The sequence below is a fragment of the Streptomyces lacrimifluminis genome (assembly GCF_014646095.1).
In the GTDB taxonomy this organism is placed as follows: domain Bacteria; phylum Actinomycetota; class Actinomycetes; order Streptomycetales; family Streptomycetaceae; genus Streptomyces; species Streptomyces lacrimifluminis.
In genome coordinates, this window is record NZ_BMMU01000001.1 from 625249 (window position 1) to 648075 (window position 22827).

The window sequence follows — 22827 nt, forward strand, 5'->3', positions numbered from 1 at the left end:
CCGTCGAACCCTGACCGTCAGTCCTCGGCGGTCAGGCCCTTCCGCAGTCGCTGCAACGTCCGTGACAGCAGCCGCGACACATGCATCTGGGAGATGCCCAGCTCTTCGCCGATCTCCGACTGGGTCAGGTTGGCGACGAACCGAAGAGAGAGGATCTGCCGGTCCCGGGGCGGGAGTCCGGCGATCAGCGGCTTCAAGGACTCGACGTACTCGATCCCCTCGATGCCGTGGTCCTCGTAACCGATGCGGTCCGAGAGCGCGCCCTCGGAGTCGTCCTCGTCGGCCTGGGCGTCGAGTGAGCTGGCGGTGTAGGCGTTCGAGGCCGCCATACCCTCCACGACCTCTTCCTTCGAGAGGCCGAGGCGTTCGGCCAGCTCGGCCACGGTGGGGGCGCGGTCGAGCTGCTGGGCCAGTTCGTCGCCGGCCCGGGCCAGGTCCAGCCGGAGCTCCTGGAGCCGGCGCGGTACACGGACGGACCACGACGTGTCACGGAAGAAGCGCTTGATCTCGCCGACGATGGTCGGCATGGCGAACGTCGGGAACTCGACGCCGCGGCTCAGCTCGAAGCGGTCGATCGCCTTGATCAGGCCGATCGTGCCGACCTGGATGATGTCCTCCATGGGTTCGCTGCGCGAACGGAAGCGGGAGGCGGCGAACTTCACCAGCGCGAGGTTGAGCTCGACGAGGGTGTTACGGACGTACGAGTAGTCGTGGGTGCCTTCTTCGAGGGACTCCAGCCGCGCGAAGAGGGTCTTGGACAGGGCCCGGGCGTCGACCGCCCCCACCTCGTCGAACGGCGGGATCTCGGGGAGCCCGTCCAAGGCGTCCGGAACTCGCGCACCCGGGAGGTGCTGGTCCAGCTCTGGGGAGTCCGTGTGTTCCGGAGGGGGTGTCGACGTCGCCCTCTGGGTATGCGATGCGTCGAGCCGGGGTGACATGGTGTCCTCCATGGTTCTCGGCATAAGGCTGCCGAAGCCGGTGCGTGCCGTGCGGTGTGCGGCGCCTCCAAAGCCGGCCGTGTCGGGTGTTCGTCGTGGGCCGGCTCACTGCGGGAACTGGCTCAGTACTAGCCCTACCCGCTTTCCCGAGGCCACCGCAAGTGCATTGTATTCCTGTATGTCCGCATATGGTCTTTAGTTCGGGTGTCGAAGAGTGTGGGGAAGGCGTAGTGTTCGTGGACGTCAGTTGGGCGCGAGTGTGCGCCGGCAAGCAGACACGAGCTCGGGAGAGAGACGGCATGGACCGCGAGACGGTCGGCAGCGCACAGCCTGGCCGGCTTCTGGTGGAGGTGCGCCACGAAGGCTCCAGTGCCGTCGTGGTGCCGACGGGTGAGCTGGATCACCACACCGCCGACCTGTTGCGTGAACCACTTGAGGACTGCCTCGCGAAGGGCATCGCGCGGCTGGTCGTCGACTGCGCGGGACTGGAGTTCTGTGACTCCACCGGTCTCAACGTGCTGCTCGGCGCCCGCCTGAAGGCGGAGGAAGCGGGCGGCGGGGTGCATCTCGCCGCGATGCAGCCGGTGGTCGCTCGGGTGTTCGAGATCACGGGGGCGGATGCCGTTTTCACCGTCCACGAGACGCTTGCCGACGCCCTGGCCGATGAGCCTCCAGAGTCCCTTGGGACCCTTGAATCCTCCTAGCCTGTCCGGCCGAGTCTCCTCGGTCGGTCGGGCGGGTTCTCGAGCGCGCTCCTTTTTGGGGGTGTTCTGTCGGTTCCGCCGGGCAGGAGACATCCTGAATGCGCACACCATGACGGGTGTAGGGAACTGTGGTGAATGAAGACCGTGTACGTGAACTGGTGAATCGGTGAGGTGAAGCGCTGATGAGCACCACCCGGCCCGACTCGCCGGGCTCCCCGGAGCCCTCGGCGGGCTCCCAGGAGTCCCCCGGGTCCGGCGGCGCTTCCGGGGGTCGTCAGACCCGCAGTCTGAGTCTCGCGGGCGAGAGCGGTGTCGTTCCGCTCGCCCGGGACTTCGCCCGGCAGGCGTTGTACGCCTGGGGCTGGCTGCCCGCCGAGACGGCCGACCGGCGGGCCGCCGCCGAGGATGTCCTGCTCGTCGTCTCCGAACTCGTGACCAACGCCTGCCTGCACGCCGAGGGTCCGGACGAGATGTGGATCACCTGCGACAACAAGGTGATCCGCGTCGAGGTCTCGGACGGCGGCGCGGGCCAGCCGGCCCCACGCACCCCGCACCGGGCCGGGCGCCCCGGCGGCCACGGGATGTTCATCGTGCAACGGCTGTGCCTGGACTGGGGGGTCGTACGGACTCCGGGTCTCGCGGGCAAGAAGGTGTGGGCGGAACTCGGCGCTCCGGCGTAGTTCCCGCCGTTCCGGCGCGCACGCACCGCTCGCATCAGGCCGGGATCCCGGCGATCCGGTGTGTGCTGTGTCTTCCAACTGTTGGTCCCCCGGCGTACCTTGACGGCCGATCCGCGATCTGATGTGTCGTCAGAAATGCCGCCAGGACCGCCAGGAATGGGGGACGACGATGTCGTACCACCGGACATGCCGCCGAACGCACCCGAAACGAGGCGCCGCGCTCGCGTCCCTCGCGGCCCTGGCCGGATCGGCGGTGCTGCTGGCCGCCCCCGCCGCCCGGGCCGAGATCGTGGACGTCAACTACCGGTGTGACACGCCGATCGGCGTCAAGAGCGCCCTCTCGTCCATCGACATCAAGGCGGTCGGGAGCGGCGGCTCCTACACGGTCACGATGTCCTGGCAGAAGGGTGTCTCGTCCAGCCCGGTGGAACTGGGCAAGGGCGCGATGAGCCCGAGCGCCACGATCAAGCTGGGCGGCGCGGACAGCGGCACCCTGAACGTCAGCGGGCCCGCCAACCAGGCCGCGCTCCCCGCCAACACCCCCATAAAGATCAACGACCTGAGCGGCACGTACAAGCCGTCGAAGAACGGCAAGGTCACTTTCACGGCCGGCATCCTGACGATCAAGGCCGCCGGTACGACCACCACGTGCACGCCCACCAACAACCCCGGGCCGTCCCTGACGCTCGACGTCACAGGGGCCGCGGGCGGCGGTGACACGGGCGGCACGAGCAGTACGGGCGGCAGTGGCGGCACCGGCGGTACGGACCCCGGCGGCGGACTCCCGCAGACCGGCCCCGAGGACTCCTTCATCGCGCTGGGCACGCTCGGCGGCACCGTGCTGCTCGCGGGCGCCGCGGGCACGCTGTGGCTGACGCGCAGGAACCAGACGGGGACGACGGCACGACGGCAGCCGACGGCACGCCGCTGAGGACCGTACGAGACCCGTACGACTTCCGGGAGCCGCCGATGCGTGTCCTCTGCCCCAGCCCCAGCCACCTCAGCCTTTTCGGGTTGCTCGGCCTCGTCGTGCTGCTGTCCGCGGGGACGCGGGCCGTGGCCGACGAGGGCTGGTCCGTCACGCCCCTGGGTACCGGCCGGCCGTACTTCTACGCCGAGGGCACTCCGGGAACGGTTCTCCAGGACACGCTCTCCGTCCGCAACCCGACGAAGCGGAACCTGAACGTACGGCTGACCGGTGGCGGTTGGCTCACCCTGGCCGTCCCCGGCGTCGACGTCCCCGCCCGCACACGCGCCGACGTGCCCTTCACGGTGCGCATCCCCCAGGGCACGCCTCCCGGGGACCGCACCGCCACGATCACCGCCCGGGCATCGGGCCGGACCGAGACGGTAGGCGTCCGACTGCGGGTCAGGGGACCCCGGTTGCCCGCGCTGACCGTCGAACACGTGACGGTACGCGGTGACCGCATCGCGTACGAGCTGGTCAACCGCGGCACCACCGACCTGACCCCGACGCTCGCCGTCCACGCGGACGGTGTCCTCGGCCCCGTCCTCGACCGGGCGCCGCGCACCCTCCCCGTACGCCTGCCCCCGGGCCGGCGCCTCGCCCTCACCGAACCCTGGTCCGGGCGGCCCGGGTTCGACGCGGTCGACATACGTCTGACGGTCACAGCGGCGGACGGGACGGTGCGCGACGAGGAGTACGTGTCCGTGCGGTTCGTGCCGTGGGGCGGGGTGGCGGGGGTCGCGGGGGTGGTGTCGGCGGGCGGGACCCTGGCGGTCGTACGACGGATCGGGCGCCGTAGGCGCGACGAACGGACGGACAGGCGCCCGGAGTTGGCGGCGAAGTCGGACGAGCTGACGGGGGCGATGACGTGATGCGGCGGATTCCTGCACTGGTCGTGGCACTGGCGATCGCTCTCTTCCTGGTGCCCACGACGACCGCGACGGCCGCCGACCCACCGACCGTCAAGGTCTCCAAGTCCCAGGCGGGAACCGGTGACTCCATCGTCGTCACGGGGGCCGGCTGGCAGCCGAAGACGCTGCTGATGATGCTGATCTGCGGCCGGTCCGCGCCGGGCCGGGGAGTGATCGGTGGCACCAACTCCTGTGCCAACGCGGACGCGAGAGCCGTCACCACCGACACGTTGGGCGGCTTCAGCAAGAACCTGCCGGTGACCGAACCGCCGGTGCCGTGTCCCTGCGTGGTGCACGTGGCGACGGTGACGGGAGGGTCGCAGGCGGCGGCCGACGCGGTGTTCACGGTGGCGGGGCACCCGGTCGAACCACTGCCCGCGCAGACCGGCACGGGCCGTCTCTCGGTCCTCACCGACCCGCGGCTCGACGGTTCGAGCGGACTGTTGACCTGGTTCGGGGCGCCGCCCACCCGGACGCTGACGGTCACCGTCGGCAACCTCGGTACTGCGGCCGTCAAGGACCCGGTCTTCCGGATCGGCACCTCCCACGGGGTGTTCGCCCCGCAGTGGGAGGAACAGCAGTGGCGCGGCACGATCCAGCCGGGCGGGAAGGCACGCGTCGAGCTGCCGGTCGCCCTGGCGAGCGGGGCGCACGGTGACTACACGGTCTCGCTGAGGTACGGCGACAAGGTGCTCGCCGAGCAGCCGTGGGGCGTGGGCCGGCCGTGGGGCGTGACCCTGTTCTGGGTCCTGGCCGGTGTCGTCGTACCGGCGGCGCTGTTCCGCGTCGGGATGGCTGTGGTGGACCGGGTACGGCCACGCGGACCGGGCGGCGCGGGCGGCGCGGGCGGGCGGCCGTCGGCGCGCCGTGGCAGGACGCTGCGGATGCCCGAACTGACCCTGCGCATGCCGAGGGTGGGCGCACGGGAGGACCACGAACAGCCCCGGCCGGCGACCGCTTCCACCGCCCTGCCGTGGTTCACCCCCGACGCCGACCCGGGAGCGGGCGCCGGCGCGGGTGCGGGTGTGGACACGGGCATCGACGCCGGCGCGGGCACTGCGACGACCAACACGACGAAGACGAAGGGGAACACGTGAGAACGCAACGGAGACGGAGCGTGGGCGCGGCAGGGGCCCTGTTGCTGCTCGGCGGAGCGGGCGGTGTCCTGCTGGGCATGGCCGCGGCGGGGCCCGCCCAGGCCGCCGAGGTGTCGTACGCGACCAGGTGCGTGCCACCGGCGGCCTCCGGCCTGGACCCGGTCGACGGCACGACCAAGGTGGAGATCACCGCGCCCGCGACGGCGAAGGTCGGCGACGAGGTCGACGTGGTCTGGAAGTTCACCCAGGCCGCGTCCAAGAACCCGGACCTGATCGACCTCCCGGCCAACTCGGTCCAGCCGAGCGGGGTGTTGAAGGCGGCCGGGGCGCAGACCGCCGACATCGCGATGGTGGGCCCGCGCGAGAACCCGGCGATACCCAAGGGCGGGGCGATGGTCCTGTCCGACATGAAGGGCAAGGTGAAACTGACCACGGCGGGGGACGTGACGCTGACACCGGACGCGTACACGATCAACGCCTTCGGGACGGACACGAAGTGCGCGCCGACCGAGGCGGTGCAGTCGTCGGCGACGATCAAGGTGACGGCGGGGGGCGGCGGTTCACCGTCCACGTCGACCTCGCCCACGCCGACGCCGACGGGTTCCGAGTCCTCGACCCCGACCCCGACACCGACGCCGACTCCGACCGGGTCGCCGAGCAGCACACCGAGTGCGACTCCGACGGACGGCGGCGAGACGGACTTCACCGGGAAACTCGTGCAGGTCCCGTACAAGTGCGTGACGCCCATCGGCGACAAGGACGTGACGTCACCCATTCAGATCAACGCCAAGAAGAACGGCGGGAGTTACGACATCACGGTCCAGTTCAAGGGCTCGGTGATGGACAGTCCGGCGGACCTCCCGGCGGACTCGGTGAAGCCGTCCATGGAGGTCGTCCTTGGCGGGTCCGACACGGGCACGGTCCATGTCGAGGGCCCGGCCAACACGGAGCCGATCAAGACCGGCGACGCCATGACGATCTCCGACATGACGGGCACGTACAAGCCGGGCGCGACCGGTGAATCGACTCTGTCACCAGGCGTGTTGACGGTGAACGCCCTCGGCACGACGACCACCTGCACCCCGTCCGAGTCGATGGTCTCCCTGACCCTGGACACGGAGGAACAGGCGAGCGGAGCGGCTGGCGGTTCCTCGACGTCCGGCGGCACGACGTCCGGCTCCGGCGGTACGTCGACCAGCGGCGGCCTCGCCAACACGGGCGCCGAGAGCGACGGCGCCCTGAAGGCGCTGGGACTGGTGGCCGGAACGGTGATCCTGGCGGGCGTGGCGGTGTTCACGTTCATGCCGGGACGGCGGCGCCTGGGCTGAACGGCGACAACGTCAGGACCCCGCTCCGGAGCGTGCTGCCGCGGGCGGGGTCCGGCGTTCTCCGCTGTCTCGAAGGTGCTGCTCACGCGCTGCTCATGTGCGGCTGTGGGCATCCAGCAGATGGGCCCGGAGCCGTACGTTCGCGTCGCTGACCGCGCTGTAGTCGAACGCGGCCTGCGCGGCGCTCCGGCGCGCGGCGAACTCCTGACAGGCCTCGCAGCCGTCCATCGGTGCGGGTGGGCGGTACTCCTCGTAGGACGGATAGAGCGGCGGGCGCGGCGGGCGCGGTGTCATGGCGCACACCCCCGTCCGTTTCTGCCGTGCTCCATCAACTCCCTCTCGCAGTCGCCCACTTCGCCCGCACGACCGGCCTCCAGAGCCGCGTCCCGCTGCGCGGCCAGCGCCTCGCACACGTCGCAGGGCGGGGCCTTGGCCGTCGTAGGGGGCGTGGCGGACGTGTTCACGCCGACCACCGTGCGAGAGCCGCCTCCAGGGAGCGCAGGACCTCGGGGGTCGGCGCCGCCCAGGCACCGGACGGGGTCCAGGTGGGCGCGGGGGCGGCGCGGTGGGTGATGGAGCGGGGACGGCGGGGGAGACGGGGGAGGGAGGTCGTCGTCATGCGGGTCACTCCTCGGGTGGAGGTTCCGGCGTAAGCCTGTGCTGCATGCGGTCGCCGGATTACGGTGCGTGTTCAGGTACGACGAGCATGCCGCCTCAGAGGGGCGGAAACGTCGTGGACAGGGCCGGATGCCCACGTTCGGCGGGGGCTATTTCCACTACGTCCAACGGCAACCCACAGTCACCGCAGGAGGGGAACGAGATGTCACAACGACGCACCGTGACGAGCCTCAGCCAACAGCCGCGCGCCCGGTTCGCCGAGGAGCTGAAGGCGTTGCGGGAGGCGAAGGGGGACAGTCTGCGACAGCTGGGCGAGAAGGTCGGCTGGGACTTCTCCCTGTTCGGGAAGATGGAGAACGGCCACACGCTGGGCAGCGCCGACGTGGTGCAGGCACTTGACCAGTACTTCGGTGCGGACGGGTTCCTGGTGATCCTGTGGGAACTGGCACTGGGGGATCAGTCTCAGTACAAGGATCAGTACCGTACGTTCTTCCAGTTGGAGGCCGAGGCGCTCAGCATGTGGCACTTCGGGTTGAACAGCGTGCCTGGTGTGTTGCAGACCCGGGAGTACGCGACCGAGGTGCTCACGGCAGGCGGCATGCAGGGCGAGGAACTGGCCCGCCATGTCGAAGCACGCCTCAACCGTGGCGCGATGCTCGTGAGGGAGGATGCGCCCCGGTTCCGCACGATTCTGTACGAGGCAGTGCTGCGACTGATGCTGCGAGACGAGAAGGTGTGGCGTCAGCAATTGGAACACCTGCTGGCGATGTCCGAGCGCCCGAACGTAACTGTGCAGGTACTGCCGTTCAGCGTCGGGCCGTTCGGCATGATGAACACGGAGGCGATGTTCCTGCAGCCCGCAGACGGTCGCTCTGTGGCCTACACGGAGAACGACCTGCACGGCGAAGTCATCGTGGAAGGAAGCCAGATCGAGCGTCTGCAATCTGCATACGATGCGATGCGTGACTTGGCGTTGTCCCCGGCCGAGTCGCGGAGGTTCATCGGAGAGATGTTGGAGGAAGCGCAATGCGATCCATCGATCTGAGTACCGTCACGTGGCGCAAGAGCAGTTACAGCAACACTGACGCCGGCCAATGCCTCGAAGTCGCCGACAACCTCCCCCTCGTCCCCGTCCGCGACTCCAAGACCCCCGACGCCCCCGCCCTCATACTCCGGGCCGGCGCCTGGACCTCCTTCGTCACCGCCGTACGCAGCGACCAACTCCCCACCTGCTGACGGACGTACGCGCCCGTCAGCAGGTCAGGGCGGCCGGGCCGGCCGAGTGTGCGTCGATCAGTTCACGTTCCCCATCAGGGACTTCACCCTGCCCCGGTACGCCCACACCGCAGCGCCCGCCGCCACCGCGAGCACCGCCTCCAGGGCCACCACGCCCATGCGGTCGAGGTTGACGCCCGCTACGGAGAGCAGGCCGGTCGTCGCGTCGCCCGCCGTGACCGCCAGGAACCAGACGCCCATCATCTGGGAGGCGTACTTCGCCGGGGCCATCTTGGTCGTGACCGACAGGCCGACCGGCGAGAGGGTCAGTTCGCCGACCGTCTGGATGAAGTAGATCGCCACGATCCACATCGCCGCCGCCTTGTGGCCGTCCCCGGCGATCGACAGCGGGGCCAGGAAGAGGAAGAACGAGACGCCGACCAGTACCAGGCCCGACGAGAACTTCACGATCGTGCTCGGCTCCTTGCCGCGCCGGTTCAGCGCCAGCCAGAACCAGGCGAAGACCGGGGCCAGCGCCATGATCAGCACCGGGTTCACCGACTGGTACCAGGAGACCGGGAACTCCCAGCCCAGGACGGTGTTCTCGGCGTTGCCGTCGGCGAAGATCGACAGGGTCGTGGCGCCTTGGTCGTAGATCATCCAGAAGACGGCGGCGGCCACGAAGAACCAGATGTACGCCGACATCGACCGCTGTTCGGACTCGTTCAGGTCCTGGTCGCGCTTGATCCGTGCCAGCACGACCACCGGGACGATCAGGCCGAGCAGGATCAGCGGAACCATGACCCAGTTCAGGGTGTAGTGGCCCGAGAAGCCGACGAACGCGTAGAAGACGGCCGCGACGCCCGCCCAGATCGCCGCCCTGCGCAGCGTCGCGGACTTCTCCGCGACGGACAGCGGGGTCGGGACGACGCTCGAACGCGCGTCCAGATGACGGCTGCCCAGCAGGAACTGGGCGAGACCGAGCGCCATGCCGAGCGCGGCGAGGGCGAAGCCGAGGTGCCAGTTGACCTTCTCGCCGATCGTGCCGATCACCAGGGGCGCGGCGAACGCGCCGAGGTTGATGCCCATGTAGAAAACGGTGAAGCCGCCGTCGCGGCGCGGGTCGTCCGGGCCGTCGTACAGGTGGCCGACCATGGTGGAGATGTTGGCCTTCAGCAGGCCCGAGCCGATCGCCACGAGCCCGAGGCCGGCGTAGAAGGTGCCCGCCGTCGGCAGGGCCAGGGTGAGGTGGCCGAGCATGATGACGCCGCCGGCCACGGCGACGGTCCTGCGGGGGCCCCAGACGCGGTCGCCGAACCAGCCGCCCGGCAGGGCGAGCAGGTACACGAGGGACACGTAGACGGAGCCGATCGCGGTCGCGGCCGGCACGCTGAGGTGCAGACCGCTCGGTGCGATCAGGTACAGCGGGAGCAGGGCCCGCATGCCGTAGTACGAGAACCTCTCCCACATCTCGGTCATGAAGAGGGTGGCCAGTCCGCGGGGGTGGCCGAAGAAGGATCGCGGGGAGCCGGGGGTACCCGGGGTGGGGGATTCCTTCGTCAGGCTGGACGCCATGGGTCGTTCCTTGCTGGTCGGGACGCACAAAAAAGACCTTCAGCAGAAAACTCGCCAAAGGTCCACGGGTGCCACTAAGAGCTTTCTTTCACCATACGACAGTTCACAGTCGTAAATGGAAGGACTTGAGACGTGAATCACAGGTGATGGGCACGTCTTAGTCACTCATTCCAAGGTAAGAGGCGGAAATTCACCGTATAGGCACGGGTCCGGGCGTCGACGTGCGGCGGGCGCCGGTCCCGCCGTCCCGAGTGCCCTCGCCCTAGCGTCCGAAGGTAAGAATCAAGAACGCCTGGTCACACCCCGGACGGTGTCCAGGGCGGTCTACCATCAGGTCATGACCCGTGTACTGCTCGCCGAGGACGACGCGTCCATCTCGGAGCCGCTGGCCCGCGCACTGCGCCGGGAAGGTTACGAGGTCGAGGTGCGCGAGGACGGACCGACCGCGCTCGACGCAGGCATCCAGGGCGGTATCGACCTGGTCGTCCTGGACCTGGGGCTGCCCGGCATGGACGGACTCGAAGTGGCCCGCCGGCTGCGTGCCGAGGGACTGACGGTCCCGATCCTCATCCTGACCGCGCGCGCCGACGAGGTGGACACCGTCGTCGGCCTCGACGCGGGCGCCGACGACTACGTCACCAAGCCCTTCCGGCTCGCCGAACTGCTCGCCCGCGTCCGGGCCCTGCTGCGGCGCGGCGCGTCCGAGCCGCAGCAGCCGCCCGCGACACACGGGGTGCGCATCGACGTCGAGTCGCACCGCGCGTGGATGGGCGAGGAGGAACTCCAGCTCACCGCCAAGGAGTTCGACCTGCTGCGGGTGCTCGTGCGCGACGCGGGACGGGTCGTGACCCGCGACCAGCTGATGCGCGAGGTGTGGGACACGACGTGGTGGTCGTCGACCAAGACGCTCGACATGCACATCTCGTGGCTGCGGAAGAAGCTGGGCGACGATGCGGCGAACCCTCGGTACATCGCGACTGTCCGGGGTGTGGGCTTCCGGTTCGAGAAGAGTTAGTCGACCTCGCGCGTAGCCGCCGGGGGGCTTGTGCGTGGTGGCGGCTGCCGGCCCGTGGGGCTTCTCGCGCCCGCGCGGCGGTAGCCGCCTATGGGTACAGCCCCGCGCCCCTGGAAGCGCCCCTGCGGGGCGGCTTCCATGGCCGTCTCGTCGTTCATCTGCCATTGCCCGGAGGGGCCGTGCGTCGTCGTCTTATTCAGTCCACCCTTGCCGTCGTGCTCGTGGTGATCGCCGTGTTCGGTGTGTCGCTCGTGATCGTCGAGACGCGGACGATCAGTGCGAGTGCCCAGGACCGGGTGGACTCCGAGGCCGTGCGGCTGGCCAGCATCGTGGACAGCCGGATCCTCGGGGACGAGCAGATCAACTCCAAGGTCCTCCGCGGCCTTGTCACCGGCGACCGGTACGCCGTCGTGCGCATCCCCGGCCGCGCGGCGATCGAGGTCGGGGACAAGCCCACCGGTGACGTCATCTCCGCCGAGGAGAACGGCGAGGAGGGCGAGACCGTCCGGGTCGAGGAACCCCGCTCCTCCGTGACCCGTGAGGTCGGCCGCACCCTGCTGATCATCGGTGCCGTCGCGCTGCTCGCCGTCATCGCCGCCGTCGTGCTCGCCGTACGGCAGGCGAACCGGCTCGCCTCACCGCTCACCGACCTCGCGGAGACCGCCGAACGCCTCGGCTCGGGCGACCCGCGTCCCCGGCACAAGCGGTACGGAGTCCCGGAGCTCGACCGGGTCGCGGATGTGCTGGACAGCTCGGCGGAACGTATCGCCCGGATGCTCACCGCCGAACGCCGGCTGGCGGCGGACGCCTCGCACCAGCTGCGTACGCCCCTCACCGCCCTCTCCATGCGCCTGGAGGAGATCACCCTCACCGACGACCCGGACACGGTGAAGGAGGAGGCCACGATCGCGCTCACGCAGGTCGAACGCCTCACGGACGTCGTCGAACGGCTCCTCACCAACTCGCGCGACCCGCGCACCGGCTCGGCCGTCTCCTTCGACCTCGACGAGGTCATCCAGCAGCAGCTCGCCGAGTGGCGCCCCGCCTACCGCAGCGCGGGCCGCGCCATAGTCAGCTCCGGCAAGCAGCATCTGCAGGCCGTCGGCACACCGGGCGCGGTCGCCCAGGTGCTGGCCGCCCTGATCGAGAACTCGCTCATGCACGGCGGCGGCACGGTCGCTCTGCGCACGCGTGTCATCGGCAACCAGGCGGTGATCGAGGTCACGGACGAGGGGCCCGGCGTCCCGGCCGACCTCGGCGCCCGGATCTTCGAGCGCGCGATCAGCGGCCGCAACTCCACAGGCATCGGCCTCGCGGTCGCCCGTGACCTCGCGGAGGCCGACGCGGGCCGGCTGGAGATGCTCCAGGCCCAGCCGCCGGTCTTCGGCCTCTTCCTGTCCCGGACCCCGCTGAAGAAGTCGGCGGGAGACGAGGGGGAGCGGACGGTCAGGTAGGGGTGGGTGGTCCTGGGCGGTCCGGGGGCTGTCAGCCGACGTGCTGGCGCTGGTTCCGGCGCTCCGGAATCGTCCGCCCCTCGGGGAGAGGCTCCAGGAACGACTCGGCGCTGGCCACAGCCTCACGCGCCGGAAGCGTACGGAACACCCACGTGCGGTACGACCAGAAGCGGAACAGGGTCGCGACGCCGATCCCGACGAACTTGAAGACGTTGCTCTGCAGCGGGCTGTCCAGACCGAAGCCGTACGTCGCCGCGTACAGCACGCCGTTCTCGATGACCAGTCCGACCGCGCTGAACAGCAGGAACAGTGTCAGTTCCTTCGTACGGCCGCTCTTGTCGCGGTCCCGGTACGTGAAGTAGCGGAAGCCGATGTAGTTCGTGCAGATCGCGACGACCGTGGCGGTCACGCCGGCGCGGACCACCGGGAGGTCGGTCGCGGTACGTACCAGGTTGAACACGAGCAGGTTGACGAGAAGCCCCGCCGTGCCCACCGCCCCGAACTTCGCCACCTCGGCCGCGAACTGGTCGAATCGCTGGCGCACGGCGCTCCGGGGCGTTGTATGAAGCCCGTCGGAACCACCTTCGGAACCACGTTCCATGGTCTGTCGGCCCCTGTCTGTGGGATCGCGGTGTGGGATTTCGTCAACCCAGCCATGCTAACCACCCCCTCTGGGGCTTGCCTGTGCGCATCGAGTCACAGGCGTGTAATCAGGCCGGGATGGCCGGACCGATACTCTGGGAGGGTGACGTTCCCGGTAGTCGGCATGGTCGGCGGGGGGCAGCTCGCTCGTATGACACACGAGGCGGGCATCCCGCTCGGCATCAGGTTCAAGCTTCTCAGTGACACCCCGCAGGAGTCCGCGGCGCAGGTCGTCGGCGATGTCGTCATCGGCGACTACCGCGACCTGGAGACGCTGCGTGCGTTCGCGCAGGGGTGCGATGTGATCACTTTCGATCACGAGCACGTCCCGACCGAGCATCTTCGGGCCCTGGAGGCGGACGGCATTCCCGTCCGCCCCGGCCCCGACGCGCTCGTGCACGCCCAGGACAAGGGTGTGATGCGGGCGAAGCTCGACGAGATCGGGGTGCCCTGCCCGCGCCATCGCCTCGTCCGCGACGTCGCGGACGTGGTGGCCTTCGCGGCCGAGGGCCTCTCCGAAGGCGCCCAGGGGGACGGCTTCCCGGTAGTCCTCAAGACGGTCCGCGGCGGCTACGACGGCAAGGGCGTGTGGGTCGTCCGCTCCGCGGCGGAGGCCGCCGACCCCTTCCGGGCCGGTGTGCCGGTCCTGGCCGAGGAGAAGGTCGACTTCGTACGGGAACTGGCGGCGAACGTCGTCCGCTCCCCGCACGGCCAGGCCGTCGCCTACCCGGTCGTCGAGTCGCAGCAGGTCGACGGCGTGTGCGACACCGTCATCGCCCCGGCGCCCGGCATCGCGGAGGAGCTGGCGCTCCAGGCCGGGGAACTGGCGCTGCGCATCGCCAAGGAACTCGGTGTGGTCGGCCACCTGGCCGTAGAGCTGTTCGAGACCCGCGACGGACGCATCCTCGTCAACGAACTGGCGATGCGCCCGCACAACTCGGGTCACTGGACCCAGGACGGCGCGATCACCAGCCAGTTCGCCAACCACGTCCGCGCGGTCCTCGACCTCCCGCTCGGCGACCCGCGCCCCCGCGCCAAGTGGACGGTCATGGCGAACGTCCTCGGCGGCGACTTCCCCGACATGTACTCCGCGTACCTGCACTGCATGGCCCGCGACCCCCAACTGAAGATCCACATGTACGGCAAGGACGTGAAGCCCGGCCGCAAGGTGGGCCACGTCAACACCTACGGCGACGACCTGGACGACGTGCTGGAGCGCGCCCGTCACGCAGCCGGCTATCTGAGAGGCACGATCACAGAATGAGCCCCGTTGCAGAACCCGGTGCCGGACCCGTCGTGGGCATCGTCATGGGTTCGGACTCCGACTGGCCCGTCATGGAGGCCGCCGCGCAGGCCCTGGACGAGTTCGAGATCGCGTACGAGGTCGACGTCGTCTCCGCGCACCGTATGCCGCACGAGATGATCGCGTACGGCGAGCACGCGGCCGAGCGCGGTCTGAAGGCGATCATCGCGGGCGCGGGCGGCGCCGCCCACCTGCCCGGCATGCTGGCGTCGGTGACCCCGCTCCCGGTGATCGGCGTCCCGGTCCCCCTCAAGTACCTCGACGGCATGGACTCGCTGCTGTCGATCGTGCAGATGCCGGCCGGCGTGCCGGTCGCCACGGTCTCGGTCGGCGGTGCGCGCAACGCGGGCCTGCTGGCGGCCCGCATCCTGGCCTCGCACGACGAGGAACTCCTCGGCCGGATGCGCGAGTTCCAGCAGGAGCTGAACGACCAGGCCACCGAGAAGGGCAAGCGGCTGCGCGCCAAGGTCGAGAGCGGCGCGGGCGGCGGCGGCTTCGGCTTCGGGAAGTGACGTCGGTGAGCTCCCTGGAGCAGGCCCGGGAACTCCTGCGCGAGTTCCCGGTCGTCGACGGTCACAACGACCTCCCGTGGGCGCTGCGCGAACAGGTCCGCTACGACCTCGACGCCCGCGACATCGCCACCGCCCAGCACGCCCACCTGCACACCGACATCCCGCGCCTGCGCGAGGGCGGGGTCGGCGCGCAGTACTGGTCGGTGTACGTCCGCTCGGACCTGCCGGACGCGGTGCCCGCCACCCTCGAACAGATCGACTGCGTACGTCAGTTGATCGCGCGGTACGGGAACGAGCTGCGGCCCGCCCTGACGGCCGCCGACATGGAGGCGGGCCGCCGTGAGGGCCGTATCGCCTCCCTCATGGGCGCCGAGGGCGGTCACTCGATCGCCAACTCCCTCGGCACCCTGCGGGGGTTGTACGACCTGGGCGTGCGCTATCTGACCCTCACCCACAACGACAACGTGGCGTGGGCGGACTCGGCGACGGACGAGCCGGGCGTCGGCGGGCTGTCGGAGTTCGGCCGTGAGGTGGTCCGGGAGATGAACCGCCTCGGCATGCTGGTCGACCTCTCGCATGTCGCCGCGACGACGATGCGGCACGCGCTGGACACGTCCGTCGCGCCGGTGATCTTCTCCCACTCCTCCTCGCGCGCGGTGTGCGACCACCCGCGCAACATCCCCGACGACGTGCTGGAACGCCTGCCCGGCAACGGGGGAATGGCGATGGTGACGTTCGTACCGAAGTTCGTCCTCCAGGCCGCCGTCGACTGGACGGCCGCCGCGGACGACAACATGCGCGTCCACGGCTTCCACCACCTCGCCACGACCCCCGAGGCGATGAAGGTCCACCGGGCCTTCGAGGAGACGAACCCCCGCCCCGTCGCCACGGTCTCGACGGTCGCCGACCACCTGGACCACATGCGCGAGGTGGCCGGCATCGACCACCTGGGCATCGGCGGCGACTACGACGGCACGGCGTTCACCCCCGACGGGCTGAACGACGTCTCCGGCTACCCGAATCTCATTGCCGAGCTGCTCGACCGCAACTGGTCCAAGGCCGACCTCGCCAAGCTGACCTGGGGCAACGCGGTACGGGTGCTGGGGGCGGCGGAGGACGTGGCCCGGGAGGAGCGGGGGAGGCGAGGGCCTTCCAACGCCACGTTGGAGGAGCTGGACGGGTGACGCGGCGGCGCTGACTGTCCCGGCGCCGGGGCCACGGCAGGGCTCCTGCCGCCCCGGGCCGCCTCCCCGTGGGCAGCGCGCGCAGATCCATGACGGACGGCGACCACTCCCGGCCGCCTCGCGCCGCCTCGCGCCGGGCCGGGTCGGGCTGCGGCCGTCGCGGAGCGAGCTCCCCTCGACGCACGGGGCTGGCGCGGCGGGCGAGGCGAGCGGGACGGGTGGGTGGCGCCGGCCGGGGTGCCTCAGGCCCGCCGCCCCGAGGCGCGTTCCGTCCTCCGCTCCGGAAGGGCGCCGAGCGCACGCGCGCCCCGGGCCCGGCGTACCCCCGAACGCCCCACCCACCAGGAAGCCCCCTCGGCTCCGTGGGACGGTGACCGTATTGCGATCACGAGGTAGATCACGACGTACGGAGCCCGTCATGGCCGACCTGCAGGACGAACTGCACACCACAGCCGAGGTCGGGGAACTCGACCAGTCGGCCCCACCGCCCGTTGCCTTGCCGGAGCCCGACGAGTACCCCGACGACCACATCGGGGCGGCGCTCGACCTCTCACCCCTGCCCGATCCGGACGCGACCCCTCTCGACCGTGCCCACGCCGTCCTCGCCGCACACCCCGTCGCCGACGGCTACAGCGGGCTGCCCTGGGCGCTGCGGCACCTGCCCTGGTACGACCTGGAGCTCGGTGAGAGCACCGTCGACACCGATGTGCCCCGGATGCGACGCGGTCACGTGGGCGCGCTGTTCTGGGCGCTGCACCTGCCGGAGGGGCTGACCGGCGACCGGGCCGTCGGCGCCACCCTGGAACAGCTCGACCTGGTCAGGACGGTGGCCCGGAGCCACCCCGAGGGGCTGCGCCTCGCGGGCACCGCCGGGCAGGTCACCGACGCCCGCAACTGCGGACGGGTCGCCGTCGTCCTCGGGCCCGCCGCCGCAGCCGCGATCGACGACTCGATCGGCATCCTGCGCGTCCTGCACTCCCTGGGCCTGCGCGTGCTCACCCTCGCCGGTACGTCCTGGGCGAGCGAGGCCGGGCTCACCCGGTTCGGCGAGGAGGTGGTCCGCGAGATGAACCGGCTCGGCGTGCTGGCCGACCTCTCGGGCGCCTCCCCGGCCACCATCAGCCGTGCCGTCACGATCTCCAAGGCGCCGGTCCTGTGCACCCGCTCCGCGGCCCGCGCCCTGCGCCCCCACCCCGCCAACCTCCCCGACGGGACGCTCGCCGAGCTGGGCGCGGCCGGCGGCCTGTGCCTGGTGCCGCTGACGGCCGAGCAGACCGGGCCGTCCGTCCGTGACGTCGCCGACCATCTCGACCATGTGCGCGCGGTCGCGGGCCCGGAGTGCGTCGGCCTGTCCGGCACGTACGACTCCGGCAGCGCCCACCCCCAGGAGCTCGGCGACGCCTCCTGCTACCCGAACCTGATCGCCGAACTCCTGTGCCGCGGCTGGACGGAGCCCGACATCGGGCTCCTCACCTGGGGAAACGTCCAACGCGTCCTGCGCAGCGCCGATTTCACGGCCAAGGCGGCCCAGCAACGCCGGGAGCCGTCCACGGTACGGATCGCGGAGCTGGACGGCTGACCGGCTTCAGGGACCGACAGGGTCCAGTCCCACCCGATTCGGAGGGTGCTCGATCCGGCGGAGGCAGAGGCAGATCGGATGCCCCGCCGGATCGGCGTACACCCTGAGGTCCCGCCTCCGCCCTCGTCGGCCGGTCCGGCCCGGGGCCCGCCCCGCTACGGCTGTTCGGCACGCCTGTCCAGCCTGGTCAGCCGGCGCAGAGGCAGAACGGGTGCCCCGCCGGATCCGCGTACACCCTGAAGGAGCGGGCACGGTCCTCCGTGTCCAGGGGCTTCGCGCCCAGCGCGAGCACCTCCCGCTCGGCCGCGTCCAGGTCGGGCACGGTCACGTCCAGATGGAACTGCTGCGAGGCGTCGGGCGCCGGCCACTTCGGCGGTACGAAGCCGGGGGCGGCCTGGAAGGCCAGCTTCGGCCCGTCCGGGATCCGCAGGTCGATCCAGTCCTCCTCGACCTCGGGCGTGCCGCCCAGCAGTCCGGCGTAGAAGGCGGCGAGTACGCCGGGGTCGGGACAGTCCAGGACGACGGTGTCGAACTTGGCGATGGCCATGGCTTCCTCCGTTGTTACCTGTTGATGTGCTTCATACGGTAACGGTTACCGCATGCCCGCGCATAGGCGGTAACGCGAAGAGGTACCGTCGGGTTCATGAGCGAGAACGGGTCCGCGCCCGGAGGGCTGGCCCTCGTGGAGGCCCTGGTGAACACCAGGGACCTGGAACAGGGCAGGGACGCGCTGGACACCGCCGAGGGGCGCGCCGCGTTCGGTGTCGAGGAGATCGCCGAACGGGAGCTGGCCGCCGTGAAGGAGCTGCGGGAGTCCCTGCGGGCCGTCTGCCTGGCCCACGCGGGGCATCCGCCGCACGACGTCGTCACACCCCTGGGCCAACTGCTGTCCCGCGCCCCGCTGGTGGTGACCGTCGACGAACGGGACGGCTCGGCCCGCCTGGCCGCCGTCGAGGAGGGCCCGCTGCTCTCCCGCGTGGCGGCGGCCGTCGCGGAGGCGCTCACCGACGGCACGTGGCCGCGCCTGAAGGCCTGCGAGCTGCCCGAGTGCCACTGGGCGTACTACGACCGCAGCCCCGCCGGGCGCAGGCGCTGGTGCTCCATGTCGGTGTGCGGGGCGCGCGCGAAGATGCGGCGCTACCGCGCGAAGTAGCGGGTCCGCGCCCGGTGGCCGCTCGGGATGTGGAATGCGCTTCCCGAAGGGTGGCCGGGGTGTGGAGAATGGGCGGGCGCCGGTCCGGCCGACTGAGCCTCGGCCGGACCGGCGTCCTTCCCCGGGCCCGGACTCCGTCAGCCGCATGCACCCGTCAGGCGGTGGGCCGTCCCATGGCCCGGTAGGTCCAGCCGGCCTTTCGCCACGCCTGTGGGTCGAGGGCGTTGCGTCCGTCCAGGACGAGCCGGTGGGCCACCGCCTCGCCCAGCGCCGCCGGGTCCAGCTCGCGGAACTCGCGCCACTCCGTCAGGTGCAGTACGGCATCGGCGCCCCGTACCGCCTCCATGGCCGTGTCGGCGTACGCGAGCGTCGGGAAGAGCCGACGGGCGTTGGCCATGCCCTTCGGGTCGTACACCGTCACCTGGCCGCCCTGGAGGTGGATCTGGCCGGCGACGTTGAGGGCCGGTGAGTCACGGACGTCGTCCGAGTCGGGCTTGAAGGTGGCGCCGAGCACCGCGACCCGCTTCCCGAGGAACGGGCCGCCGCCCAGCGCCTGCCGGGCCAGCTCCACCATCTGGCCGCGCTGGCGCATGTTGATCGAGTCGATCTCGCGCAGGAAGGTCAGCGCCTGGTCCGCGCCCAGCTCACCGGCGCGCGCCATGAACGCCCGGATGTCCTTGGGCAGACAGCCGCCCCCGAAGCCGATCCCGGCCCGCAGGAACTTCTTGCCGATCCGGTCGTCGTACCCGATCGCCTCGGCGAGCTTCGCCACATCCCCGTCGGCGGCCTCGCAGACCTCCGCCATCGCGTTGATGAACGAGATCTTGGTGGCCAGGAACGAGTTCGCGGACGTCTTCACCAGCTCGGCCGTCGGGAAGTCGGTGACGACGAACGGCGTCCCCTCCGCGATCGGTGTGGCGTACACCTCGCGCAGCAGCTTCTCGGCCCGCTCGCTCCGTACGCCGACCACGACCCGGTCCGGGTGCAGGGTGTCCTGGACGGCGAAGCCCTCGCGCAGGAACTCCGGGTTCCAGGCCAGCTCGGCGTCCGCGCCGGCCGGCGCCAGCCCGGAGATCGTCCGGGCGAGCCGGTCCGCCGAGCCGACGGGCACGGTCGACTTGCCGACGACGAGGGCGGGGGCGGTGAGGTGCGGGGCGAGGGACTCGATCGCGGCGTCGACGTACGACATGTCGCAGGCGTACTCGCCGTGCTTCTGCGGGGTGTTCACACAGACGAAGTGGATGTCGCCGAACGCGGCGACCTCGGCCCAGTCCATGGTGAAGCGCAGTCGCCCGGTGGACCCCTCGATCCCGGCGACATGCTTGCGCAGCAGCTCTTCGAGCCCCGGCTCGTACATCGGGACCTGCCCGCGCCGCAGCAGGTCGATCTTCTCCTCGACGACGTCGAGCCCCAGCACCTCGAACCCCAGCTCGGCCATGGCGGCGGCGTGGGTGGCCCCGAGATATCCGGTGCCGATCACGGTGATCTTGAGAGCCATGGGTGCTCCTGGGGTATGGCCTGGGGGCGGTCGTGCGTGCGAGGGCGAGCATAGTCGCGGGCCTGCTGAGGGCTGTTGCGGCCCCGCACCGGGCAGAATTCCCCCTTGTCGCCAAGCTCACGTATCACTCGGGTGGGCAGGCCCTTAAAATTTGGATTACCTACTGGGTTACTTAACGGTAGTTAGCGTCAGTCATACAGCGTCTTTGGAGCGTGAGAGACCTTGGCCGGATCGGCTGATTTCGACCTGTACCGCCCGTCCGAGGAGCACGACATGCTCCGTGACGCGATCCGCTCCCTGGCCGAGGCGAAGATCTTGCCGTACGCCGCGGCGGTGGACGAGGAGGCCCGCTTCCCCCAGGAGGCCCATGACGCGCTGGTGGCCAACGACCTGCACGCGGTGCACGTACCGGAGTCGTACGGCGGCGCGGGCGCGGACGCGCTGGCGACCGTGATCGTGATCGAGGAGGTCGCGCGGGTGTGCGCCTCCTCGTCCCTGATCCCGGCGGTGAACAAGCTCGGCTCCCTGCCCGTGATCCTGTCCGGCTCGGAGGAGCTGAAGAAGCGGTACATGACACCGCTCGCCAAGGGCGAGGGCATGTTCTCGTACTGCCTCTCGGAGCCCGACGCGGGCTCGGACGCGGCCGGCATGAAGACGAGGGCGGTCCGCGACGGCGACTTCTACGTCCTCAACGGCGTGAAGCGCTGGATCACCAACGCGGGCGAGTCCGAGTACTACACGGTGATGGCCGTGACCGACCCCACCAAGCGCAGCAAGGGCATCTCCGCGTTCGTCGTCGAGAAGTCCGACGAGGGCGTCTCCTTCGGCGCCCCCGAGAAGAAGCTCGGCATCAAGGGCAGCCCGACCCGCGAGGTCTACCTCGACAACGTCCGCATCCCGGCCGACCGCATGATCGGCGAGGAGGGCACCGGCTTCGCCACCGCGATGAAGACCCTGGACCACACCCGCGTCACCATCGCCGCGCAGGCCCTGGGCATCGCGCAGGGCGCCCTCGACTACGCCAAGGGGTACGTCAAGGAGCGCAAGCAGTTCGGCAAGCCGATCGCCGACTTCCAGGGCATCCAGTTCATGCTCGCCGACATGGCGATGAAGATCGAGGCGGCCCGGCAGCTGACGTACGCGGCGGCGGCCAAGTCCCAGCGGGGCGACAAGGACCTGACCTTCCAGGGCGCGGCGGCGAAGTGCTTCGCGTCGGACGTGGCGATGGAGGTCACCACGGACGCGGTCCAGCTCCTCGGCGGCTACGGCTACACCCGCGACTACCCGGTGGAGCGCATGATGCGCGACGCCAAGATCACCCAGATCTACGAGGGTACGAACCAGGTCCAGCGGATCGTGATGGCGAGGAACCTGCCGTAGCGGGGGCGCGGCGGATGCGGATGCGGAGCCAGGGCACCACCCCCGTGGGGCCCTGGCTCCGTCCGGTCCGCGGTCCATGGGCGCCGCCGGGGCCCGTCGGTCAACGCCCTCGCAGGACCGCGCCGATCATCCGGCTGGTCTGTCGGGCGGCGTCGGCGAGCCGCTCCAGGTGGTGTGCGGGGTCGGTCACGACGCACAGCGCGGCCACCGGGACGCCGCCCGCGCCGATCAGCGGTACCGCCGCGCAGCACACGCCCGCCACCACTTCCTCACGGTCGAACGCGGCACCGCGGTCCCGGATCGCCGCGGCCTGCCGCTGCCAGGCGGTGGGAAGCGGGCCCAGCAGCGGAGCGGCCGGATCGGCCGCGGCCACCAGTGTCTTCCCCGCCGCGGTGAACCACGGCCAGGTCATGCCGGGGTGCGGCGGGATCGGGAGCTCGGTCTCGCCGACCTGCCAGTCCACCATCAGGGTCTCGCCCTTGGAGAGCACGGCGATCCCCACCGTCGCCCCGGTGACCTTCACCAGCCGGTTCACGGGAGCCCGCGTAGCGGCCCGTAGCCGGGGGTGTGGCTGCCATGCGCGGCCGAGGCGGAACATCCGCGGGCCCACCCGGTAGCTGCCCCGGCTCCGCTCCACCGCCCCCAGGTCGGCCAGTTGCTCCAGCAGCCGGTACGCGGTCGTCTTGGGCAGTCCGCACTCGTTCGCCAGCCTGGTCGGCCCCGCTTCCCCGTTCCGTTCCACCGCTTCCAGTAGTGCGAAAGCACCCTCCAGGACGCTCCGCCCCCCGATTGCCGAGGCCGGCCCCTGTGTCTCCGGCCCCTGTGTCGCCGGGGCCATCACCCCACGTCCGGTCAAGCTGGTCGCCTCCCCGCTTCCCCGTTTCCCCGTGCGGAGCCGACGAGCGACGGCTCCGCCCCGTGCCGGACGGGGCGGTACGGGACCTGCCGACCGTCCCGTCGGTATGCACCCCAGCAGATTCGCACCCAGGTGTGGATCGAAACCTTGTCGAAGGCTTGCCGCTTCTCGCACATGCTTGCGGAAAATGGAGGACGCTGTCCCGGGGGGAATCTGCC

Annotated in this window: 25 protein-coding genes; 16 read left to right on the forward strand and 9 right to left on the reverse strand. The window is 70.5% G+C overall.

All coding sequences use genetic code 11. The annotated features are described in order from the left end of the window. Positions 1-17: 17 nt before the first annotated feature. Entirely contained in the window at positions 18-950 is a 933-nt protein-coding gene (locus IEY89_RS02885; RefSeq protein ID WP_229695018.1) for an RNA polymerase sigma factor SigF, read from the reverse strand. Positions 951-1237: 287 nt separating this feature from the next. Here IEY89_RS02885 and IEY89_RS02890 point away from each other — a divergent pair, with 287 nt between their 5' ends. From IEY89_RS02890 to IEY89_RS02915, 6 genes are all read left to right on the forward strand, one after another. Next, positions 1238-1642, forward strand: coding sequence for an STAS domain-containing protein (locus IEY89_RS02890; protein ID WP_189145596.1), 405 nt, complete (start codon positions 1238-1240; stop codon positions 1640-1642). 182 nt (positions 1643-1824) lie between these two features. After that, positions 1825-2322, forward strand: a complete 498-nt coding sequence (locus tag IEY89_RS02895; protein WP_189145597.1) for an ATP-binding protein — start codon at positions 1825-1827, stop codon at positions 2320-2322. Between the two features lie 169 nt (positions 2323-2491). Beyond that, entirely contained in the window at positions 2492-3253 is a 762-nt protein-coding gene (locus IEY89_RS02900; protein WP_189145598.1) for an LPXTG cell wall anchor domain-containing protein, read from the forward strand. 38 nt (positions 3254-3291) lie between these two features. Continuing rightward, positions 3292-4161 carry a COG1470 family protein gene (locus IEY89_RS02905; RefSeq protein WP_189145700.1) on the forward strand — a complete coding sequence of 290 codons (870 nt, stop codon included), beginning with the start codon at positions 3292-3294 and terminating at the stop codon, positions 4159-4161. Next, complete coding sequence (locus tag IEY89_RS02910; RefSeq protein ID WP_189145599.1) at positions 4161-5297, forward strand: hypothetical protein; 1137 nt, start codon at positions 4161-4163, stop codon at positions 5295-5297. The genes IEY89_RS02905 and IEY89_RS02910 overlap by 1 nt, the downstream gene beginning before the upstream one ends. A gap of 44 nt (positions 5298-5341) precedes the next feature. Next, positions 5342-6625: a hypothetical protein gene (locus tag IEY89_RS02915; protein WP_189145701.1), complete on the forward strand. Its 1284-nt coding sequence runs from the start codon at positions 5342-5344 to the stop codon at positions 6623-6625. A gap of 93 nt (positions 6626-6718) precedes the next feature. Here the strand turns inward: IEY89_RS02915 and IEY89_RS02920 are convergent, their stop codons facing one another. Genes IEY89_RS02920 through IEY89_RS02930 form a run of 3 tightly spaced genes read right to left on the reverse strand, consistent with a single transcriptional unit; the run spans position 6719 to position 7244 of the window. Continuing rightward, on the reverse strand, positions 6719-6919 hold the full coding sequence (locus IEY89_RS02920; protein WP_189145600.1) for a hypothetical protein: 201 nt from the start codon (positions 6917-6919) through the stop codon (positions 6719-6721). Then, positions 6916-7089 carry a hypothetical protein gene (locus tag IEY89_RS02925; protein WP_189145601.1) on the reverse strand — a complete coding sequence of 58 codons (174 nt, stop codon included), beginning with the start codon at positions 7087-7089 and terminating at the stop codon, positions 6916-6918. Before IEY89_RS02925 ends, IEY89_RS02920 begins: the two co-directional genes overlap by 4 nt. Then, the gene (locus tag IEY89_RS02930; protein ID WP_189145602.1) at positions 7086-7244 is read right to left on the reverse strand and encodes a hypothetical protein; all 159 of its coding nucleotides are present in this window, start codon (positions 7242-7244) and stop codon (positions 7086-7088) included. Before IEY89_RS02930 ends, IEY89_RS02925 begins: the two co-directional genes overlap by 4 nt. A 201-nt stretch (positions 7245-7445) precedes the next feature. On the opposite strand from IEY89_RS02930, the gene IEY89_RS02935 reads away from it, so the two are divergent. Together IEY89_RS02935 and IEY89_RS02940 are read left to right on the forward strand one after the other, a co-directional pair. Then, complete coding sequence (locus tag IEY89_RS02935; RefSeq protein ID WP_189145603.1) at positions 7446-8288, forward strand: helix-turn-helix domain-containing protein; 843 nt, start codon at positions 7446-7448, stop codon at positions 8286-8288. Then, positions 8270-8479: a DUF397 domain-containing protein gene (locus tag IEY89_RS02940; protein WP_189145604.1), complete on the forward strand. Its 210-nt coding sequence runs from the start codon at positions 8270-8272 to the stop codon at positions 8477-8479. Before IEY89_RS02935 ends, IEY89_RS02940 begins: the two co-directional genes overlap by 19 nt. A 57-nt stretch (positions 8480-8536) precedes the next feature. Here IEY89_RS02940 and IEY89_RS02945 read toward each other — a convergent pair whose 3' ends face one another. Then, entirely contained in the window at positions 8537-10033 is a 1497-nt protein-coding gene (locus tag IEY89_RS02945; RefSeq protein WP_189145605.1) for an oligopeptide:H+ symporter, read from the reverse strand. Between the two features lie 337 nt (positions 10034-10370). On the opposite strand from IEY89_RS02945, the gene IEY89_RS02950 reads away from it, so the two are divergent. Both IEY89_RS02950 and IEY89_RS02955 read left to right on the forward strand, forming a co-directional pair. Further along, complete coding sequence (locus IEY89_RS02950) at positions 10371-11048, forward strand: response regulator transcription factor (RefSeq protein WP_164409730.1); 678 nt, start codon at positions 10371-10373, stop codon at positions 11046-11048. Between the two features lie 179 nt (positions 11049-11227). Then, entirely contained in the window at positions 11228-12502 is a 1275-nt protein-coding gene (locus IEY89_RS02955; protein WP_189145606.1) for a sensor histidine kinase, read from the forward strand. Positions 12503-12533: 31 nt separating this feature from the next. Here IEY89_RS02955 and IEY89_RS02960 read toward each other — a convergent pair whose 3' ends face one another. Beyond that, positions 12534-13103: a GtrA family protein gene (locus IEY89_RS02960; RefSeq protein ID WP_189145607.1), complete on the reverse strand. Its 570-nt coding sequence runs from the start codon at positions 13101-13103 to the stop codon at positions 12534-12536. A gap of 54 nt (positions 13104-13157) precedes the next feature. On the opposite strand from IEY89_RS02960, the gene IEY89_RS02965 reads away from it, so the two are divergent. The 4 genes from IEY89_RS02965 to IEY89_RS02980 all read left to right on the forward strand — a co-directional run bounded on the left by IEY89_RS02965 (position 13158) and on the right by IEY89_RS02980 (position 17722). Beyond that, the gene (locus IEY89_RS02965; RefSeq protein WP_373287174.1) at positions 13158-14408 is read left to right on the forward strand and encodes a 5-(carboxyamino)imidazole ribonucleotide synthase; all 1251 of its coding nucleotides are present in this window, start codon (positions 13158-13160) and stop codon (positions 14406-14408) included. Further along, positions 14405-14959, forward strand: coding sequence for a 5-(carboxyamino)imidazole ribonucleotide mutase (purE, locus tag IEY89_RS02970; protein ID WP_189145609.1), 555 nt, complete (start codon positions 14405-14407; stop codon positions 14957-14959). Before IEY89_RS02965 ends, purE begins: the two co-directional genes overlap by 4 nt. A 5-nt stretch (positions 14960-14964) precedes the next feature. Then, a complete protein-coding gene (locus tag IEY89_RS02975) occupies positions 14965-16143 on the forward strand; it encodes a dipeptidase (protein ID WP_373287183.1) in 1179 nt (392 codons plus the stop codon). Positions 16144-16561: 418 nt separating this feature from the next. Next, positions 16562-17722 (forward strand): dipeptidase, encoded by a 1161-nt coding sequence (locus tag IEY89_RS02980; RefSeq protein WP_189145611.1) that lies wholly within the window; start codon positions 16562-16564, stop codon positions 17720-17722. A 187-nt stretch (positions 17723-17909) separates the two neighbouring features. Here the strand turns inward: IEY89_RS02980 and IEY89_RS02985 are convergent, their stop codons facing one another. Continuing rightward, positions 17910-18269 (reverse strand): VOC family protein, encoded by a 360-nt coding sequence (locus tag IEY89_RS02985; RefSeq protein WP_189145612.1) that lies wholly within the window; start codon positions 18267-18269, stop codon positions 17910-17912. A 96-nt stretch (positions 18270-18365) separates the two neighbouring features. Here IEY89_RS02985 and IEY89_RS02990 point away from each other — a divergent pair, with 96 nt between their 5' ends. Next, a complete protein-coding gene (locus tag IEY89_RS02990) occupies positions 18366-18875 on the forward strand; it encodes a CGNR zinc finger domain-containing protein (protein WP_189145613.1) in 510 nt (169 codons plus the stop codon). A gap of 154 nt (positions 18876-19029) precedes the next feature. On the opposite strand, the gene IEY89_RS02995 is transcribed toward IEY89_RS02990, so the two are convergent. Continuing rightward, positions 19030-20373 (reverse strand): UDP-glucose dehydrogenase family protein, encoded by a 1344-nt coding sequence (locus tag IEY89_RS02995; protein ID WP_189145614.1) that lies wholly within the window; start codon positions 20371-20373, stop codon positions 19030-19032. A gap of 222 nt (positions 20374-20595) precedes the next feature. Between IEY89_RS02995 and IEY89_RS03000 the strand changes: the two genes are divergently transcribed. Continuing rightward, positions 20596-21753: an acyl-CoA dehydrogenase family protein gene (locus IEY89_RS03000; RefSeq protein WP_268240716.1), complete on the forward strand. Its 1158-nt coding sequence runs from the start codon at positions 20596-20598 to the stop codon at positions 21751-21753. A gap of 100 nt (positions 21754-21853) precedes the next feature. On the opposite strand, the gene IEY89_RS03005 is transcribed toward IEY89_RS03000, so the two are convergent. Next, the gene (locus IEY89_RS03005; RefSeq protein ID WP_189145702.1) at positions 21854-22591 is read right to left on the reverse strand and encodes an IclR family transcriptional regulator; all 738 of its coding nucleotides are present in this window, start codon (positions 22589-22591) and stop codon (positions 21854-21856) included. Positions 22592-22827 lie beyond the last annotated feature (236 nt).

Bases quoted from the DNA above. Each gene is read 5' to 3' on its own strand.
- IEY89_RS02920 (WP_189145600.1), bottom strand. From the start codon at position 6,919: ATGACACCGCGCCCGCCGCGCCCGCCGCTCTATCCGTCCTACGAGGAG.
- IEY89_RS02885 (WP_229695018.1), bottom strand. From the start codon at position 950: ATGGAGGACACCATGTCACCCCGGCTCGACGCATCGCATACCCAGAGG.
- IEY89_RS02945 (WP_189145605.1), bottom strand. From the start codon at position 10,033: ATGGCGTCCAGCCTGACGAAGGAATCCCCCACCCCGGGTACCCCCGGC.
- IEY89_RS02980 (WP_189145611.1), top strand. From the start codon at position 16,562: ATGGCCGACCTGCAGGACGAACTGCACACCACAGCCGAGGTCGGGGAA.
- purE (WP_189145609.1), top strand. From the start codon at position 14,405: ATGAGCCCCGTTGCAGAACCCGGTGCCGGACCCGTCGTGGGCATCGTC.
- IEY89_RS02985 (WP_189145612.1), bottom strand. From the start codon at position 18,269: ATGGCCATCGCCAAGTTCGACACCGTCGTCCTGGACTGTCCCGACCCC.
- IEY89_RS02905 (WP_189145700.1), top strand. From the start codon at position 3,292: ATGCGTGTCCTCTGCCCCAGCCCCAGCCACCTCAGCCTTTTCGGGTTG.
- IEY89_RS02930 (WP_189145602.1), bottom strand. From the start codon at position 7,244: ATGACGACGACCTCCCTCCCCCGTCTCCCCCGCCGTCCCCGCTCCATC.
- IEY89_RS02960 (WP_189145607.1), bottom strand. From the start codon at position 13,103: ATGGAACGTGGTTCCGAAGGTGGTTCCGACGGGCTTCATACAACGCCC.
- IEY89_RS02965 (WP_373287174.1), top strand. From the start codon at position 13,158: ATGCTAACCACCCCCTCTGGGGCTTGCCTGTGCGCATCGAGTCACAGG.
- IEY89_RS02990 (WP_189145613.1), top strand. From the start codon at position 18,366: ATGAGCGAGAACGGGTCCGCGCCCGGAGGGCTGGCCCTCGTGGAGGCC.
- IEY89_RS02950 (WP_164409730.1), top strand. From the start codon at position 10,371: ATGACCCGTGTACTGCTCGCCGAGGACGACGCGTCCATCTCGGAGCCG.
- IEY89_RS02995 (WP_189145614.1), bottom strand. From the start codon at position 20,373: ATGGCTCTCAAGATCACCGTGATCGGCACCGGATATCTCGGGGCCACC.
- IEY89_RS02940 (WP_189145604.1), top strand. From the start codon at position 8,270: ATGCGATCCATCGATCTGAGTACCGTCACGTGGCGCAAGAGCAGTTAC.
- IEY89_RS02935 (WP_189145603.1), top strand. From the start codon at position 7,446: ATGTCACAACGACGCACCGTGACGAGCCTCAGCCAACAGCCGCGCGCC.
- IEY89_RS03005 (WP_189145702.1), bottom strand. From the start codon at position 22,591: ATGGCCCCGGCGACACAGGGGCCGGAGACACAGGGGCCGGCCTCGGCA.
- IEY89_RS02890 (WP_189145596.1), top strand. From the start codon at position 1,238: ATGGACCGCGAGACGGTCGGCAGCGCACAGCCTGGCCGGCTTCTGGTG.
- IEY89_RS02900 (WP_189145598.1), top strand. From the start codon at position 2,492: ATGTCGTACCACCGGACATGCCGCCGAACGCACCCGAAACGAGGCGCC.
- IEY89_RS02895 (WP_189145597.1), top strand. From the start codon at position 1,825: ATGAGCACCACCCGGCCCGACTCGCCGGGCTCCCCGGAGCCCTCGGCG.
- IEY89_RS02910 (WP_189145599.1), top strand. From the start codon at position 4,161: ATGCGGCGGATTCCTGCACTGGTCGTGGCACTGGCGATCGCTCTCTTC.